The following is a 15,980-nucleotide window of genomic DNA, read 5'->3' on the forward strand; positions in this document are numbered from 1 at the left end:
TCTCTACTACGAGATTACTTGGCGCCCTTGGCGAACGAGGCGGGAGCGAGATTGTTCGCGGTATTGGCGTCGACGAAGGCCTCGCCGCCGTCCACCGGCACCGCCGAGCCACGGTTCTCCAGCTCCTCGAGCTGGGACTCCAGGTACGACTTCAGCCGCACGCGGTATTCCCGCTCGAAGGTCTTGAGCTGCTCGATCCGGCTCTCCAGCACGCTGCGCTGCTGGGTGATAGTGGCCATGATCTCGGTGTGCTTGCGCTCGGCATCGGCCTGCAACGCATCGGCCTTCTCCTTGGCCTGCCGTAGCTGATTGTCCGAACGGGTCTGGGCATCCGACAGCATCGCATCCGACTTCTGCCGCGCATCGGCGATCATCGCTTCCGAGCGGGTGCGCGCATCGCCGACCAGGCGTTCGGAATTGGCCCGCGCATTCGACAGCAGGTTCTCCGCTTCGAGCTTCGCATCGCTGGTCAGCCGGTCCGCCATCTCCTGGGCGAGGCTGAGCACCTTGGCCGCCTGTAGGTTCGCATCGGCGCTCGGCGCATCCTTGGCTACCGGTGCCGCGACCGGCATCGGAGGCGGCGGCGGGGCCTGCTGCACCGGCGGCTTGATGGGCTCGGGCGGGGGCGGCGGGGCTTGCTGGACCGGTGCTTTCACTGCGGCGGCATTGGCCGGACCGCGATTCTTCTTGGCGTCCGCCAGTTCCGCATCGAGTTCGGCAACCCGCTGGCGCAGGTCAGCGTTCTCCTCGATCAGACGCGAGAGCTCCTGCTCCACGAGATCCAGGAAGGCATCTACTTCATCCTCGTTGTAGCCCCGCTTCCCGATCGGCGGTTTGCTGAACGCGACGTTGTGCACATCGGCTGGGGTCAGCGGCATGGAAGGATCCCTTCACGCGTCTTTTGGAGATCTAGCAGATCTAGCAAGCTATCTTCTCGGTTCATTCTGTCACACCAGGGCTACCCGTCGGCGTGGCCGCCCACAAACGTCATCGAGATGAAGACGACGAAAAGCAGGACCATAATCGACAGATCGAGCCGAATTCCTCCCAATGACACCGGTGGTATCAACCGCCTCAGGAGTTTCACCGGAGGATCGGTGATCGTGAAGATCACCTCGAGGATGACGACGACGAAGCCGCTCGGGCGCCAGTCTCGGGCAAAGCTGCGGATGAACTCCACGATCACTCGGCTGATCAACAACAGCCAGAAGATGAACAGTACGAAGTACAGCACCGCAAACAAGGCCACGACCTCACTCTGCCCCAAAATCCGCGTCGCGCAAAATGACCACACCGCCCCATACGCAACGGGTCTAACAGAACCCCCGGATCACAGCGCTATTTCTGGTTGTAGAAGCCGGTTTCGGCGATCCTGCGACGTTCTTCGGCCGAGACATCGACATCGGCCGGTGAGAGCAGGAACACTTTGGTCGCGACCTTGTCGAATGAGCCACGCAGCGCGAAAGCGAGGCCGGCGGCGAAGTCGACCAGCCGTTTTGCGTCGGCATTGCTCAGATCGACCAGGTCCATGATCACCGGGTTGCCCTCGCGGAAGCGCTCACCGATGATGCGGGCCTCGCTGTAGTCGCGCGGGCGCAGCGTCGTGATCTTGGACAAGGGACCTCCGTCCTCGAAGATCCCCGGCCGGCGTGCGGGCGCGGGCTCGGGGCGCACGCGCTCCTCCAGTCGCCGCTCCTCGGCCTCGGGATCGACGGCGAGCGCACCCCTGGTGGCTCCCCGCATCATCGGCGCATTACCGCCCGCACGGAATCGGGACGCGCCCGGCGCGGCATCGATCCTGGTGGGACGCGGCCGCGCGTCATAGCGGTCGTCCACATAGGGCTCGTCGACATAATCGTCGCGCCGAGACACCGGGTATCCCGCCTTGTACGGCGACTTGTACGCCGGCTCAGGATAATCCGGCTCATCGTCGTAGCGGTCTTCGGCATAGCGGTCCGCGCCGTAACCGGCGCGCTCGGAATAGTCACGGGGCCGGGGGCGACGTGAGCCGCGCTCGTCCGCACCCCGGGGGGCGGGTTCGGCGACATAGTCGTCTTCGTAATCCTCGAGCGGAACCATGCCGAAGTACGCCTTGAACTTGTGCAGCGTGCTCATTTCATAGACCTTCCTTCGGCCCCGGTGGCGGCCGGGTGTTGAAGTCTTGCTCAGTCCTCTCCAGTCCCAGCATATGTGTCGAATGTGACTGATGAGGTTTCTTTGCTACGCCGAGGTTATCGGTCGAGCGCCCATCAAGGCGGTACCGACACGCACACAGGTAGAACCGTGTTCGATCGCCGATTCCAGATCACTCGACATGCCCGCGGAGAGTTCGGTCGCTTCCGGATGGTCCGCGCGTACCAGCAAGTGCAAATGCGCAAGGCGTGCAAAAGCATCGTCGGGCACGGCGTCGAGCGGGGGAATCGCCATCAGGCCCGCGAGCTGCAGACCCGGCGCGGTGGCCACTCGATCGGCCAGTGCCGCAAGATCTTCCGGAGCGACGCCGCCGCGACCCGGATCCTCGTCCAGGCTCACCTGTATCAAGACGCGAACCGGTTCGCCGCGCTCCCCCGCGTCCATGGCGGCCCGCGCCGCGGTGTCAAGGGCCGTTGCCAGGCGTTCGCTGTCGACCGAGTGCACCGCATGTGCCCAGCGCGCGACGATCCGAGCCTTGTTGCGCTGCAGCCGACCGATCATGTGCCAGCGCACATCCGCGAGATCGGCCAGTTCGGCGACCTTCGCGGTGGCCTCCTGCTCCCTGGACTCGCCGAATTCCCTGCAGCCCAACCGATGCAGGATGGCGATATCGGCGGCCGGGAAGAACTTCGTCACGGGCAGCAGCCGCACCGAGTCCGGATCACGCCCGGTCGCATGACAAGCCGCGCCGATTCGCTTGTTGAGATCGGCGAGATTCGCCGCGAGTTCGGCGGTCCGGCCGTCCATGGCCTCGGCCGCAACGGATTCCGTACTCATGCGTCCGCCTGTATCCAGATGACACCGGCCATGCGCCCGGTCGGTGCGCCGCGGCGATGACTGAACAGCGTCTTGTCCTCGATCGTGCAGCGCGGATCGAGGGCTACTCCGCCGATTCCGGCTTCGGTGAGCTGCCTGCTGATTCCAGCGCGCAGGTCGAGTCCGGGTGTGCCGCGCACGGTGGTCGTCGCGCTGCCGGGCAGATGCGCCTCGACATCGGCTCGCATCGCGGCGGGCACCTCGTATTGACGACCCGATGCGGCCGGACCCAGGAAGGCTCCGATCCGCTCGATGCGGGCGCCGGCCGAAACCATCGCGTCCAAGACCCGCGGCACGATGCCGATGCGGGCACCGATTCGCCCGGCGTGCACGGCCGCGATCACCCCTGCTTCGTCATCGGACAGCAGGATCGGTACGCAGTCCGCGGTGAGCACCACCAGTGCCAGCCCAGGCACGGTCGTCACCAGTGCGTCGGTGGCGGGCACCGGCGCATCCGATGGCCCATCGATGATTTCGACATTGCGCCCGTGGATCTGTTCCATCCACACGAGCCGATCCGGTGTCAGACCGATCCCCTCGGCCAGCCGGTCCCGGTTCCGCTGAACGGTCGCCGGGTCGTCCCCCACATGATCCCCGAGATTGAACGAATCGTATGGCGGCGCCGAGAAACCGCCCGCTCGGGTGGTCGTCACTCGTCGAACGGCTCCCCCGCCTCCCCGGACCTTTTGCCGGTCGTCGGTCGCATCAGCACCACCGTCGCGGACCGGCGGTCGTGTGCTCAGCTGGGTGCTGGGTGTCCCCGACGGGTTACCCATGTACGTACGAGATCAGGTGTTGCGTGGGCATACCGCCCAGTGTGCCAGTCTTGCCTTGCGATTTGCTTATGACCTACCGGCGCATGAACGACGGCACGTCGACGTCGTCGTCATCATCGGAATCCGGCGGCTCGATATGCGAGCGCGTATTGTGCGTTGCCGTCGGCTCGGCCAGCGTGCGGGCTCGCTCGGAATCCCGGTAGCTGGGCACCGCACCCCGAGTGGAGCTGGTTTGACCTGCGGCGGAAGCGGTTTCGGTACGCGAGGCGGCGGCGATCTCGCTGGCCCGGCTGGTTTGGCCGATCTCACCGGCGCGGCCCGACCCGATCGCGCTGCGACCCGCCTCGAAGGTGCGCCTCGCCGGACCGCCGCCGTCGAAACCAGCCGCGATCACCGTGACGCGAACCTCATCGCCGAGCGAATCGTCGATGACGGTACCGAAGATGATATTCGCCTCGATATGCGCGGCCTCCTGCACCAGCGAGGCCGCCTCGTTGATCTCGAACAGACCCAGATCCGAACCGCCCGCGATCGAGAGCAGTACGCCGTGCGCACCATCCATCGAGGCCTCGAGCAGTGGCGAATTGATCGCCGACTCTGCGGCCTTGACCGAACGGCCCTCGCCGCGCGCCGAGCCGATACCCATCAAAGCGCTTCCGGCCCCGGACATCACGCTCTTGACGTCGGCGAAGTCGACGTTGATCAGACCCGGGGTGGTGATCAGGTCGGTAATGCCCTGCACACCGTTGAGCAGTACCTCATCGGCGGAGCGGAAGGCGTCCATCAGGCTGACCGCCGCATCGCCGAGTTGCAGCAGCCGATCGTTCGGGATGACGATGAGCGTGTCGCAGGATTCGCGCAGCAGGTTGATGCCTACCTCGGCCTGGTTGCCACGGCGCTTGCCCTCGAAGGAGAACGGCCTGGTGACCACGCCGATGGTGAGCGCGCCGAGTTTGCGCGCGATGCTCGCGACGACGGGTGCGCCACCGGTACCGGTGCCGCCGCCCTCACCCGCGGTGACGAAGACCATATCGGCGCCCTTGAGCACCTCTTCGATCTCGTCCTTGTGATCCTCGGCGGCCTTGCGGCCGACCTCAGGGTCGGCACCGGCGCCGAGACCGCGCGTGAGCTCACGGCCGACATCGAGTTTGACGTCGGCATCGCTCATCAGCAGCGCCTGCGCGTCGGTGTTGACCGCGATGAACTCGACTCCCTTGAGTCCCTGTTCGATCATCCGGTTGACGGCATTCACGCCGCCGCCACCGATGCCGACGACCTTGATCACAGCAAGGTAGTTGTGCGGGGGCGTCATGGGCTCTCGCCTTCCTTCGATCTAAAGTCTGTCGTTTTCGGGTTCTCGACATTCGGCCTGTGACAGTCCGGGCAAACCCTAAACCTCAACCACAGGGTTAGCGTTATGTCAAGTATCCGACTGCTGCGGAACGCTATTCGCAGCCGCCGCGATAGACGCGCAGGCGCGCCGAAACGACTGACAGAATCTTGTGTGATCCCTCTCGTCTCACCGCGCAACGCGTCGTATCGTGAACGGTTGCCCCCGAACCCCCGGTCTCGCTGGGCTGTTCCCACTGCGGTCACAGTTCCATCGAAAAACCCCTGGGCACAATGGGTATCGATCACTTTACCGTGACCAGATTCGGACTCGAAACATCGAACACCGTTCCATCGCGGGTCAACAGCGGCATCACCACGGCCGCCTTGCGTTCCGCGTCATTAGTTCCTCCCCAGAGTACCGTGCGGCCGTCGCGCAGGTTCAGCGAAATATCCGAAATCGACCGCGCGGCAACCTCGTCCACTTGCACGACCAGCGCTGCTGGCAGTACGGATAGAACCGAGGCCGCGGCCAGGGTGACCGGATCGTCGCCGCCGGGATTTTCCGTGGTCAGCTTCGGAACGTCGATGGGCGCCTCTTCGATCGCGAACTCCACACCCTCCGCATCCAGCAGATGCGCGCCTTGCGGACTGTCCCAGAACAGTACTGGCGTGCGCTCCACCACCGTCACCTTGACGGTGGACGGAAATACACGTTGCACCCGTGCGGTGCGGACTTTCGGAATGCTGGCCACCCGCCGGGCCATCGCATCGGTGTCGATGCGCAACATCGAGCGACCGGATGGGATCTCGAGTTTGTCGCGCACCTGTTCCTCGGGCACCGCGACCAAACCGTCGACCTCGACCGTGCTCGCCGAAAGCACCGGGGTGAACCAGGCCAGTACAGCGACAACGGTAAGGACGCACACGCCGAGCAAACTCCACAGGCGCAGGCGACCTCGGTGTGCCCGGTCGAACCAGTCACCCGCGGTTCGCATCGCGGGTCACCGCCCGTATTGCGGACGAGCTCGCAGCCCATCGAGAATCTGGCTGCCGAGCATCGTCACATCGCCCGCACCCATGGTGATCACCACATCGCCGGGCAGTGCCAGACCCGCGACCTGACGACCGACCCGCGACATATCCGGCTGGTAGTGCACGGGTTTGGTGACGGCTTGGGCGACGAGTGCGCCGTTGACGCCGGGCAGCGGCTTCTCCCGCGCACCGAAGACATCGAGCACGACAACCTCGTCGGCGAGGCTCAGCGCCGCGCCGAAATCCTGGGCGAAGGTGGCGGTACGGCTGTAGAGGTGCGGTTGGAACACCACGATGACCCGGCCCTGTCGAGAGCGCGCACCGTCGCGGGCCTCCTGCTGCACCAGCTCCGCGGCCGCGCCGAGTACCGCGCGCACCTCGGTCGGGTGGTGGGCGTAATCGTCGAAAACGCGCACCCCGTTTTCCCGGCCCACGAACTGGAACCGGCGGTGCACACCACCGAAACCCTCCAGCCCCTGGATGATTTCGTCCATATCCGCACCGGCGGCGCGTGCGGCGAGCAGCGCGGCCAATGCGTTGAGCGCCATATGCCGACCGGGCACCGCGAGTCGCAGGGTGCGCGGCGCGGCCTCATCGGCGAGTTGGAACTGGGCCAGACCGCCGACATCGCGCGGCTCCCAACTGTGCAGCCGCACACCAACCGGCACCGGCGCGTCGGACAGCTCACCCGACCCGTAGCCGAGCACCCGAACGTTCTTCTCCGCCAATCGCGCACCGACCCGCTCGGCAAGCGCCCGCGAACCGGGATCGTCCAGACACACCACCAGCAGCCCGCCGGAGCCGAGACGGTCGGCGAAATCGTCGAAGACCTGGACATAGGCCTCATCCGAGCCGAAGAAGTCCAGGTGATCGGATTCGATATTGGTGACCACGGCGACATCCGGGTCGTATTGCAGCAGCGAGCCGTCGCTCTCGTCGGCCTCGGCGACGAAAATCTCGCCGGTGCCATGGTGAGCGTTGGTGCCCGCCTCGTTGAGCTCACCGCCGACCGCGAAGGACGGATCGAATCCGCAGTGCTGCAACGACACGATCAGCATCGACGTGGTCGAGGTCTTGCCGTGCGTGCCCGAGACCAGCAGCGTGCGATGTCCCTGCATCAGCGAGGCGAGTACGGCGGGACGCAACAGCACCGGAATATCGCGCCGATTCGCCTCGACCAGTTCGGGATTGGTCTTCGGGATGGCCGCGTACGTGGTGACCACCGCGGTCGGGCCACCGGGCAGCAGATCGAGGGCGCTGGCATCGTGACCGATGCGCACCTGCGCGCCCCTGGCCCGCAGCGCGAGCACACCGCGACTCTCCTTGGCATCCGAGCCGGAGACCGAGCCACCGCGCGAGAGCAGAATGCGGGCGATGCCGGACATGCCCGCCCCGCCGATACCGACCATATGCACGCGCGCCAATTCGGGCGGCAGGGCCGAGCGCGTCTCGTCGGCGCCGGATTCGACCGCCCCGGATTCGGTGGCATCGGCTCCCGCGGTCACCGGCCGCTCACCTCGACGACAATGCGCGCCAGCTCGTCGGCGGCGTCGCGGTGTCCGGCGCCTGCGGCGGACAGGCTCATCTCGATCAGCCGTGCGTGGTCGGTCAGCAAAGGTATCACCTCGTCGATCACGTATTTCGGGGTCAGCTCGGCATCGGGAACGATTCTGCCACCCCCCTGACGGACGATCGGCCTGGCATTGAGTTCCTGCTCACCGTTGCCGTGTGGCAGCGGTACATAGAACGCGGGCAGACCGACCGCCGACACCTCGGCGACGGTCATCGCGCCGGAGCGGCAGACGACCGCGTCGGCGGCGGCATAGGCCAGGTCCATTCGGGAAAGATACGGCACGGCGATATACCGCGCCCCACCCTCATCCGATTCCGCGACCTCGAGGGTGTTCTTGGGTCCGTGCGCGTGCAGCACCGAGACGCCCGCCGCGGCCAGCTGTGGCGCCGCGCCGGAGATCGCCTTGTTCAACGAGACCGCACCCTGCGAGCCACCGAAGACGAGCAGGACGGGCCCCTCGGCGGGCAGGCCGAAATGCGCACGGGCCTCGGCCTGCAATGCGGCCCGATCCAGCGAGGTAATGGACCCGCGCACCGGAATGCCGATGACCTCGGCCTTGGGCAGACCCGAATCGGGTACGGCGGCAAGCACTCTGGCCGCGCGCCTGGCGCCGACCTTGTTCGCGATCCCAGCCTTGGCATTCGCCTCGTGCACCACCACAGGTACCGCGCGCCTGCGGCCGAGCGCGCCACGGCCCGCGGCGAGATAGGCGGGCAGTGCGACATAGCCGCCGAAGCCGACGATCACATCGGCCTCGACCGCATCGATGACCGCCCTGGTCTTGGCCACCGAGGCGCGGACGCGGCCGGGCAGCCGCAGCAGATCCGCGCTCGGCTTGCGCGGCAACGGCACCGGCGGGATCAACTCCAGCGGATAGCCGCGCTCGGGCACCAGTTTGGTCTCGAGTCCGCGTTCGGTGCCGAGCGCGGTGACCCGGATCGAATCGTCGAGTCGCCGCAGCGCGTCGGCGACGGCCAGCGCGGGCTCGATATGTCCCGCGGTACCACCGCCCGCGACGATCACCGACAGTGGTTTGCGGGGTCGCTCCGCACTCACCTGGATCTTCCCCGATCTCTCGCATGGTTTATCGGATAGCTCGGCTCCCATGCCCTGGTCGCCCGCAATGAACTCGTTCCCCGGCTCTCGGGCGCGCGCCGTCGACCGGACTCGGACTCGCCGCGCCGCCCCTGTGGCAGTGCGGCCCGCGCCCGGTCGGCCTTGGCCCGTTCGGCCCGTGCCCGCTGTTCGGTCGCCTTGGCTTTGGCCGCGGCTGAGCGCGCACGTGCCGCGTCCGCCTTCGCCGGTGAGTACACCTCCGGCTTGGGCAGTCGCAGCAGTCGGCTGAATCTGCCGTCCTGTCCGGCTTGCAGCGCCGAAATCGCCTCGGGCTCGTGCCGGGCCGCATTGGCGATGATGCCGAACATGAACAGGGTGATCGCCAGCGACGAACCACCCGCCGAAACCAGCGGCAGCTGCAGACCGGTCACCGGGAGCAGGTTGACCACATAGCCGATGTTGATCAGCGCCTGGCCGGTGATCCAGGTCGTCGCGGTCGCGGTGAGCAGCCGCAGGAACGGATCGACCGAACGGCTCGCGATGCGCAGGCCGGTGTAGACGAACAGTGCGAACAGGCCCAGAACCAGTGCGCAGCCGAGGAATCCGAGTTCCTCGCCGATGATGGCGAAGATGAAGTCGTTGTGCGCGTTCGGCAGGTACTGCCATTTGGCGCGGCTCTGGCCGAGGCCGCGACCCCAGATCCCGCCGTCGGCCAGCGAGTACAGCGCCTGGCGCGCTTGGTAATTGATGCCCTGCGGATCGTCACCCGGATTGAAGAAGGCGCGCATCCGGTCCGAGCGATAGCCGGCGGACAGCGCGAGGATGCCCGCGGCGATCATGCCCGAAATCGCGATGGTGACGAACAGCCGCACCGGCAGCCCGCCGAACCACAGCAGTGCGGCGAGCACGATGCCCAGCGCGATGGTGGTCGACAGGTTCGGCTCCAGCACGACGAGCAGACACACCAGCAGACCGGCAGGCACCAGCGGCACCAGAATGTCTTTCAGGCCTGCCTGCTCCGAGCGGCGTGAGGCGAGCAGATGCGCACCCCACACCACCAGCGTCACCTTCACGATCTCCGATGGCTGCACCGAGACCGGCCCGAGGAAGAACCAGCGCCGCGCACCCTGCACCTCGGAGCCGATGCCGGGAATCAGCACCAGCAACAGCGCCAGCACCGAGATCGCGAACAGCGGAAACGACCATTGCCGCAGTCGGCGCAACGAAATCCGCAGTGCCAGATAGAACAGCACCGCGCCGATCGCGGCGAACATGGCCTGCTGGATGAACAGCGAATACGCCGACCCGCCGTCGACGTATGCCTCGACGCTCGATGCCGACAACACCATGACCAGACCGAGCACCGTCAGCAGTGTCGCGATCGTGACGACGAGATGGAACGACGCGAGCGGGCGCGCCAGCCAGGCGCCGAATTTGGTGGCCGCCAGCCGATTCCGCCGGGTCGTCTCGGTCATAGATGCCGCCCGATGTCACCGTCTTCCAGCGCGGCCACCGCCGCGGCGAAGCTGCGCCCGCGGTGGGTGTAGTCGGCGAACATATCCAAGGAGGCCGCGGCCGGAGCCAGCAGTACGGCGTCCCCGGGACGGGCGAGCCCGGCCGCGGCGCGCACGGCCTGCGCCATCACGGCGTCGGCGCTCGCAGCCCCATCTACCCCAGCGTCACCCATTCCTGCATGGTCTCCCGCGCGGACCTCGACAACCGGGACCTCGGGCGCGTGTCGCGCCAATGCGGCCGCGATCACCGGCGCGTCGGCCCCGATCAGCACGGCGGCGACGAGGCGGTCAGCGATCTCCTCGACCATATCCTCGACCGACGCGCCCTTCAGCTGCCCACCGGCGATCCAAACCACCTGCGGGTGACCGAGAATCGATGAGCGGGCGGCATGCGGGTTGGTGGCCTTGGAGTCATCGATGAATTCGACACCGGACACCTCACGCACGAAGGCGGCCCGGTGCGGACCGACCTTGTGCTCGATGAGACCTTCCCGCACGAATTGCGGTGCCACATCGATGGCCCTGGTCAGCGCGGCGGCGGCGAGTGCGTTGGCGACACCGGCGGGTCCCTTGGGGCTGATATCGCCGACCTCTGCCAGGATGGCGGCCTTGGTGAAGGCGCGGTCGAGCAGTTTGCCGTCCACGACACCGAGTTCGCCGTCAGCAGGTACGCCGATCCGGAAGCCGACCGTCCGGCGCGCCTTACTGCGCCGGGCCAGCGAGGCGGCCACCGGATCGTCGAGTCCGACGACGCCGACGCGGCCATACAGCGCCCTGGACTTGGCGGCGGCGTAGGCATCGAGGCCGCCGTGCCAATCCAGGTGATCCTCGGCCACATTCAGCACCACACCGGCCTCGGGTCGCACCGAAGGCGCCCAATGCAATTGGAACGAGGACAGCTCGACCGCCAGCACCTGCGGACCGGGATTACGGCGCAGCGCATCCAGGATCGGCAGTCCGATATTGCCGCAGGCGACACTGGCGATACCGGCGGCGCGCAGGATCGAATGCACCATCGAAGTGGTGGTGGTCTTGCCGTTGGTACCGGTCACCACCAGCCATTTGCGGACCGGCCCGTAGATCCTGGCCTGATCGACCCACCAGGCGAATTCGACATCGCCCCAGACCGGGGTGCCCTCGGTCACCGCGGCGGCGAGCACCGGCGAATCCGGCCGCCAGCCCGGACTGGTGATGACCAGCGCGAAGCGGCTCCAGTCCGCGGTTTCCAGTTCGGTGCAGGTCGCGATGTCCAGACCGAGCCCGGCCGCCTCGGCCAATGCGGCGGCACCGCCGTCGGTGACCACCGGACGCGCGCCGATATCGCGCAGCGGCTCGACCAACGAGCGGCCCGAGACACCCCATCCGGCCACCAGAACGTCACGGCCACGCAGGAATTCGAGCATAGGTCCCGGTGTTCGCAGGGCCCGCGGAGAATGTTCGACCATCGCTACTTCACCCGACCGCTGAGAGATATTCGCTGTAGAACAGGCCGAGTCCGACCGCCGACGCCATCGCCGCCAGCAGCCAGAACCGAATGATCACCGTAGTCTCGGCCCACTTGCTGAGTTCGAAGTGATGATGGAACGGCGCCATCTTGAATAGCCGGTTGCGGGTTGTGCGGTACACCGCGACCTGAAGCACCACCGAGGCGGTTTCCGCGACGAACAGCGCACCGATCACGACCATCAGCAGTTCGGTGCGGGTCGTGATGGACAGGCCCGCGAGCATGCCGCCCAGGGCCAGCGAACCGGTATCGCCCATGAAGATCTTGGCGGGCGCGGCATTCCACCACAGGAAGCCGACACACGCGGCGGCAGCCGAGGCACAGACCAGTGCCAGGTCCAGCGGATCGCGCACGTTGTAGCAGCCCGCCTCCGGGATCGTCGCGCAGGCATTGCGGTACTGCCAGAACGTGATGATCACGTAGGCGCCGAGTACCAGGCTCATCGAACCCGCGGCCAGGCCGTCCAGACCGTCGGTCAGGTTCACCGCATTCGACCAGGCCACGACCAGCAGACAGACCCAGCACAGGAAGATGATCACGCCCATCGACACCGTGGTGATATCGCGGACATAGGACAGATGCTTACTCGCCGGAGTCAACCCGTTGCCGCCACGGAACTGCAAGGCGAGGATGCCGAACAGGATCGCGGCGCTGAGCTGACCGACGTATTTACCCGCGGCCGACAGACCGAGATTGCGCTGCTTGCGCAGCTTGATGAAGTCATCGAGGAAGCCGACCACACCGAGTGCGGTGGTCAGCCCGAGCACCAGAATGCCCGAGGCGGAAGGTCCGTCGGCGTCGTAGCCGATGCCGATCAGATGTGAGCCGAGGTAGCCGGCCCACATGCCGACCAGAATGGCCACACCGCCCATGGTCGGGGTGCCGCGCTTGGCCTGATGACTGGCCGGACCGTCGACCCGGATCTCCTGCCCGAAGCCCTGCCTGGCGAAGATCCGTATCAACAGCGGCGTCAGCAGAATCGAGACCGCCAACGCGATCCCAGCCGCGAACAGAATCTGCCTCATCCGAGCGCCTCCGTGCTACCCCGACTAATTCCCGCACGTTCCGCGCTGGTCAAATGTTCGGCGACCGCCCACAGTCCGACCGCTTTGGACGCCTTGACCAGCACCACATCGCCCGGTTCGACTTCGTTGTCGAGCAGCGCGATGGCCGCGCCGATGTCGGGCACGAGGATCGACTCCTCGCCCCACGAGCCTTCCATTACCGCGCCCTGGTGCATCGCGTGGGATGGCCTTCCGGTGCCGACCACGATCAGCCGCGAGACGTCCAGACGCACCGCGAGGCGGCCGATCCGGTCGTGTTCGATGACGGATTCCTCGCCGAGTTCACCCATTTCGCCGAGTACGGCCCAGCTGCGGCGCGGGGTGTCGCCCGCACGCGACATGGTCACCAACGCCTTGAGCGCGGCGCGCACCGAATCCGGATTGGCGTTGTAGGAGTCGTTGACGACGGTGATGCCGTCGGCGGTGGTCCGCACATCCATGCGGCGGGCCGATGCGGCATGTGCGCCGCCGAGTGCCTGCGCGACGGTTTCCAGGTCCGCACCGCATTCGAGTGCGACGGCGGCGGCGGACAGCGCATTGCCGACCTGGTGTTCGCCATGCACGGCAAGCCGCACCGGGATGCTGCCCTTACTTGTGTGCAGCGTGAAGCCCGCGCGTGCCTCGGCATCGAGATGTACATCGGTGGCGCGGATTTCGGCACTGCCCGCTTGGCCGACCGTCACCACGCGGGCCTGCGTGCGTACGGCCATCGCGGCCACCTGCGGATCGTCGGCATTGAGTACGGCCAGACCCGTCGACGGCAATGCCTCGACGAGTTCGCCCTTGGTCTGCGCGATCGCCTCACGACTGCCGAACTCACCGAGATGGGCGGTGCCCACATTGAGCACGACACCGATCTTCGGCGGCGCGACCTGCGCGAGCGCGGCGATATGGCCGGGACCGCGCGCGGACAGTTCCAGTACCAGGAAGCGGGTGTCGGCATCGGCGCGCAGTGCGGTCCACGGATGGCCGAGTTCGTTGTTGAACGATCCGGGCGGCGCGACGACCGGCCCCAGCGGCGTGAGCACGGCCGCGAGCAGATCCTTGGTCGAGGTCTTGCCCGAGGAGCCGGTCACCCCGACCACGGTGAGTCCGCCTGCCGCGGAAAGACGTTCGACGCTCACCCGGGCGAGAGTAGCGAGCGCGACCAGCACCGCGGCTCCCGACCCGTCCGAATCACCGGCCAGCGCAACGGATTTCGCGGGCACAGTACCCGGACTGGGAGCCACCACGATCGCGGGCACGCCCACCGGGCGGGCCGCGAGCACCGCGACCGCACCGGCGTCGACGGCGGCCTTCGCATAGTCGTGGCCGTCGGCCTGCTCGCCGGGCAGGGCCAGGAAAAGATCCCCGGAACCGATTCGGCGCGAATCGAATTCGACCGAACCCGTTACCGTCACCTCCGGGTCTGGGGTGTCGTGCAGCGTGCCGCCGACGACCTCCGCGATCTCCCGCAGCGTCATCTCGATCATGAAACCGTCAAGTCCTCCGCGTCCGACCCCTGCGGACTCTGCTCAGTATTGGATCGGCCGCGCTCGCGGGGCCCTACGTGGTCACGCTTCGCTACCGCCTGGCCCGTCGCTCCCGCGGCGGTGTTGTCGTCCCGCGGGCCCCGCTCCCGTCGCTCCAACGCCGCCGCGAGCACGTCGCGGTCGTCGAACGGATGCTTCACGCCCTGGATCTCCTGCCCTGCCTCATGTCCCTTACCTGCCACCAGCACCACGTCACCGGGACGGGCCCAGTCGACGGCGGCGGCGATGGCCGCGGCCCGGTCCCCGATTTCACGTACTTCACCGCGTTCGGCCTCCGGGACCGCCAGCGCGCCTCGGCGCAGCGCGGCGCGGATCGCGGCCGGATCCTCGCTGCGCGGATTGTCGTCGGTGATGATCAGCAGATCGGCGCCGCGCGCACCGGCCGCACCCATCAGCGGGCGCTTACCCGCGTCCCGGTCCCCGCCCGCGCCGACGACCACGGCCAGCCGACCACCGGTATCGGCCGCCAGATGACCGCGCAGCGTGGCGATCACCGACTCCACCGCGGCGGGCTTGTGCGCGTAGTCGACGATGGCGAGGAAGTCCTGTCCGCGCTCGACCCGCTGCATCCGGCCCGGCACGTCGACAGTGGCCAGAGCGGGCGCGGCGACGGCGGGCTCCACTCCAGCAGCGGTGCACACCGCGACCGCGAGCAGTCCGTTGGCGACGTTGTAGCGGCCCGGAAGCCGAAGGCGCACATCGACATTCGTCCCCGGTCCGGCAGCGGTGAATTCCTGCTCGCCGCCGTGCGCGGATACCTCGCCAGCGAGCTGCCACGTACCGGAACCGGTGGTGGATACGGTGATCGGATCCGTGAGGTCGGCGGCGAGGCGCCGCCCCCATTCGTCATCGACGCAGATGACCGAGGTACGTGCGGCGACCGGCGACTCCGGTTCGAAAAGCCTGCGCTTGGCGGCGAAGTAATCCTCGAAGTCGGCGTGGAAGTCCAGGTGGTCCTGGGAGAGATTGGTGAACGCGCCCACCGCGAAGCGCACACCGTCCACCCGGCCCAGCGCCAGCGCGTGGCTGGAAACCTCCATCACGACCGCATCCACACCCTGCTCGACCATCAGCGCGAACATGGCGTGCAACTGCGGCGCCTCGGGCGTGGTCAATGCGCTCGGCACCCGGCGACCGCCGATCCTGGTCTCGATGGTGCCGATCAGCGCCGTGGACAGGCCGCTGGCGGCCAGCCCGGCCTCCACGAGATACACAGTGGTCGTCTTGCCCGAGGTGCCGGTGATGCCGACGATGCGCAACCGCTCGGACGGATTGCCGTAGAGCGCGCCCGAAAGCTCGCCGAGCACCGACCTGGGCTGCTCGCGCACCAACACCGGCACGCCGAGCTCACCGGCCAGTTCGGCGCCCGCGGGGTCGGTGAAGACCGCGACCGCGCCCCGTTCTACGGCATCGCGCGCGAAACGTGCGCCGTGCGCCTGCGCGCCCGGCAGTGCGGCGAACAGATCACCCGGCTGCACCGCATGCGAGCGTTGCTCGATGCCGGTGACCTGGATCTGCGCGAGGTCGGCTCGCGACGAGCCGGCACCGGTCATGGCCAGTACGGTGGACAACGACGTCGACCGCGAAT

The 15,980-nt window shown here is 67.2% G+C and carries 14 protein-coding genes; all 14 read right to left on the reverse strand.

Annotated elements, in window-relative coordinates; all coding sequences use genetic code 11:
- Positions 1-14 precede the first annotated feature (14 nt).
- The gene (wag31, locus tag ACQPZ2_RS32385) at positions 15-878 is read right to left on the reverse strand and encodes a DivIVA-like cell division protein Wag31 (protein WP_433521909.1); all 864 of its coding nucleotides are present in this window, start codon (positions 876-878) and stop codon (positions 15-17) included.
- Between the two features lie 80 nt (positions 879-958).
- Positions 959-1,249, reverse strand: a complete 291-nt coding sequence (locus ACQPZ2_RS32390; protein WP_040688811.1) for a YggT family protein — start codon at positions 1,247-1,249, stop codon at positions 959-961.
- 89 nt (positions 1,250-1,338) lie between these two features.
- Positions 1,339-2,115: a cell division protein SepF gene (locus tag ACQPZ2_RS32395; RefSeq protein WP_433521910.1), complete on the reverse strand. Its 777-nt coding sequence runs from the start codon at positions 2,113-2,115 to the stop codon at positions 1,339-1,341.
- Positions 2,116-2,220: 105 nt separating this feature from the next.
- Positions 2,221-2,970, reverse strand: a complete 750-nt coding sequence (locus tag ACQPZ2_RS32400) for a YggS family pyridoxal phosphate-dependent enzyme (protein ID WP_433521911.1) — start codon at positions 2,968-2,970, stop codon at positions 2,221-2,223.
- The gene (gene pgeF, locus ACQPZ2_RS32405) at positions 2,967-3,662 is read right to left on the reverse strand and encodes a peptidoglycan editing factor PgeF (protein ID WP_433521912.1); all 696 of its coding nucleotides are present in this window, start codon (positions 3,660-3,662) and stop codon (positions 2,967-2,969) included. The genes ACQPZ2_RS32400 and pgeF overlap by 4 nt, the downstream gene beginning before the upstream one ends.
- A gap of 196 nt (positions 3,663-3,858) precedes the next feature.
- Positions 3,859-5,097, reverse strand: coding sequence for a cell division protein FtsZ (gene ftsZ / locus ACQPZ2_RS32410; protein WP_063041956.1), 1,239 nt, complete (start codon positions 5,095-5,097; stop codon positions 3,859-3,861).
- Positions 5,098-5,419: 322 nt separating this feature from the next.
- Entirely contained in the window at positions 5,420-6,112 is a 693-nt protein-coding gene (locus tag ACQPZ2_RS32415) for a cell division protein FtsQ/DivIB (protein WP_433521913.1), read from the reverse strand.
- Between the two features lie 6 nt (positions 6,113-6,118).
- Positions 6,119-7,558 carry a UDP-N-acetylmuramate--L-alanine ligase gene (gene murC / locus ACQPZ2_RS32420; RefSeq protein WP_433527580.1) on the reverse strand — a complete coding sequence of 480 codons (1,440 nt, stop codon included), beginning with the start codon at positions 7,556-7,558 and terminating at the stop codon, positions 6,119-6,121.
- A gap of 92 nt (positions 7,559-7,650) precedes the next feature.
- A complete protein-coding gene (gene murG, locus ACQPZ2_RS32425; RefSeq protein ID WP_433521914.1) occupies positions 7,651-8,778 on the reverse strand; it encodes an undecaprenyldiphospho-muramoylpentapeptide beta-N-acetylglucosaminyltransferase in 1,128 nt (375 codons plus the stop codon).
- Entirely contained in the window at positions 8,775-10,253 is a 1,479-nt protein-coding gene (gene ftsW, locus ACQPZ2_RS32430; protein WP_433521915.1) for a putative lipid II flippase FtsW, read from the reverse strand. The genes murG and ftsW overlap by 4 nt, the downstream gene beginning before the upstream one ends.
- Positions 10,250-11,695, reverse strand: a complete 1,446-nt coding sequence (gene murD, locus ACQPZ2_RS32435; protein ID WP_433521916.1) for a UDP-N-acetylmuramoyl-L-alanine--D-glutamate ligase — start codon at positions 11,693-11,695, stop codon at positions 10,250-10,252. Before murD ends, ftsW begins: the two co-directional genes overlap by 4 nt.
- Positions 11,696-11,744: 49 nt before the next feature.
- Positions 11,745-12,821, reverse strand: a complete 1,077-nt coding sequence (gene mraY, locus ACQPZ2_RS32440) for a phospho-N-acetylmuramoyl-pentapeptide-transferase (protein WP_063041962.1) — start codon at positions 12,819-12,821, stop codon at positions 11,745-11,747.
- Positions 12,818-14,332: a UDP-N-acetylmuramoyl-tripeptide--D-alanyl-D-alanine ligase gene (locus ACQPZ2_RS32445; RefSeq protein ID WP_433521917.1), complete on the reverse strand. Its 1,515-nt coding sequence runs from the start codon at positions 14,330-14,332 to the stop codon at positions 12,818-12,820. Before ACQPZ2_RS32445 ends, mraY begins: the two co-directional genes overlap by 4 nt.
- A complete protein-coding gene (locus tag ACQPZ2_RS32450) occupies positions 14,329-15,945 on the reverse strand; it encodes a UDP-N-acetylmuramoyl-L-alanyl-D-glutamate--2,6-diaminopimelate ligase (RefSeq protein WP_433521918.1) in 1,617 nt (538 codons plus the stop codon). The genes ACQPZ2_RS32445 and ACQPZ2_RS32450 overlap by 4 nt, the downstream gene beginning before the upstream one ends.
- Positions 15,946-15,980: the final 35 nt, after the last annotated feature.

This window comes from Nocardia pseudovaccinii (assembly GCF_050942345.1).
Classification (GTDB): Bacteria; Actinomycetota; Actinomycetes; order Mycobacteriales; family Mycobacteriaceae; genus Nocardia; species Nocardia pseudovaccinii.

What these genes read in the sequence shown, in the direction of transcription:
- mraY (WP_063041962.1), bottom strand. Translation starts at nt 12,821, where the DNA reads ATGAGGCAGATTCTGTTCGCGGCTGGGATCGCGTTGGCGGTCTCGATT.
- ACQPZ2_RS32445 (WP_433521917.1), bottom strand. Translation starts at nt 14,332, where the DNA reads ATGATCGAGATGACGCTGCGGGAGATCGCGGAGGTCGTCGGCGGCACG.
- ACQPZ2_RS32395 (WP_433521910.1), bottom strand. Translation starts at nt 2,115, where the DNA reads ATGAGCACGCTGCACAAGTTCAAGGCGTACTTCGGCATGGTTCCGCTC.
- ACQPZ2_RS32415 (WP_433521913.1), bottom strand. Translation starts at nt 6,112, where the DNA reads ATGCGAACCGCGGGTGACTGGTTCGACCGGGCACACCGAGGTCGCCTG.
- ACQPZ2_RS32400 (WP_433521911.1), bottom strand. Translation starts at nt 2,970, where the DNA reads ATGAGTACGGAATCCGTTGCGGCCGAGGCCATGGACGGCCGGACCGCC.
- ftsW (WP_433521915.1), bottom strand. Translation starts at nt 10,253, where the DNA reads ATGACCGAGACGACCCGGCGGAATCGGCTGGCGGCCACCAAATTCGGC.
- ACQPZ2_RS32450 (WP_433521918.1), bottom strand. Translation starts at nt 15,945, where the DNA reads ATGACCGGTGCCGGCTCGTCGCGAGCCGACCTCGCGCAGATCCAGGTC.
- wag31 (WP_433521909.1), bottom strand. Translation starts at nt 878, where the DNA reads ATGCCGCTGACCCCAGCCGATGTGCACAACGTCGCGTTCAGCAAACCG.
- ftsZ (WP_063041956.1), bottom strand. Translation starts at nt 5,097, where the DNA reads ATGACGCCCCCGCACAACTACCTTGCTGTGATCAAGGTCGTCGGCATC.
- murD (WP_433521916.1), bottom strand. Translation starts at nt 11,695, where the DNA reads ATGCTCGAATTCCTGCGTGGCCGTGACGTTCTGGTGGCCGGATGGGGT.
- murC (WP_433527580.1), bottom strand. Translation starts at nt 7,558, where the DNA reads ATGGTCGGTATCGGCGGGGCGGGCATGTCCGGCATCGCCCGCATTCTG.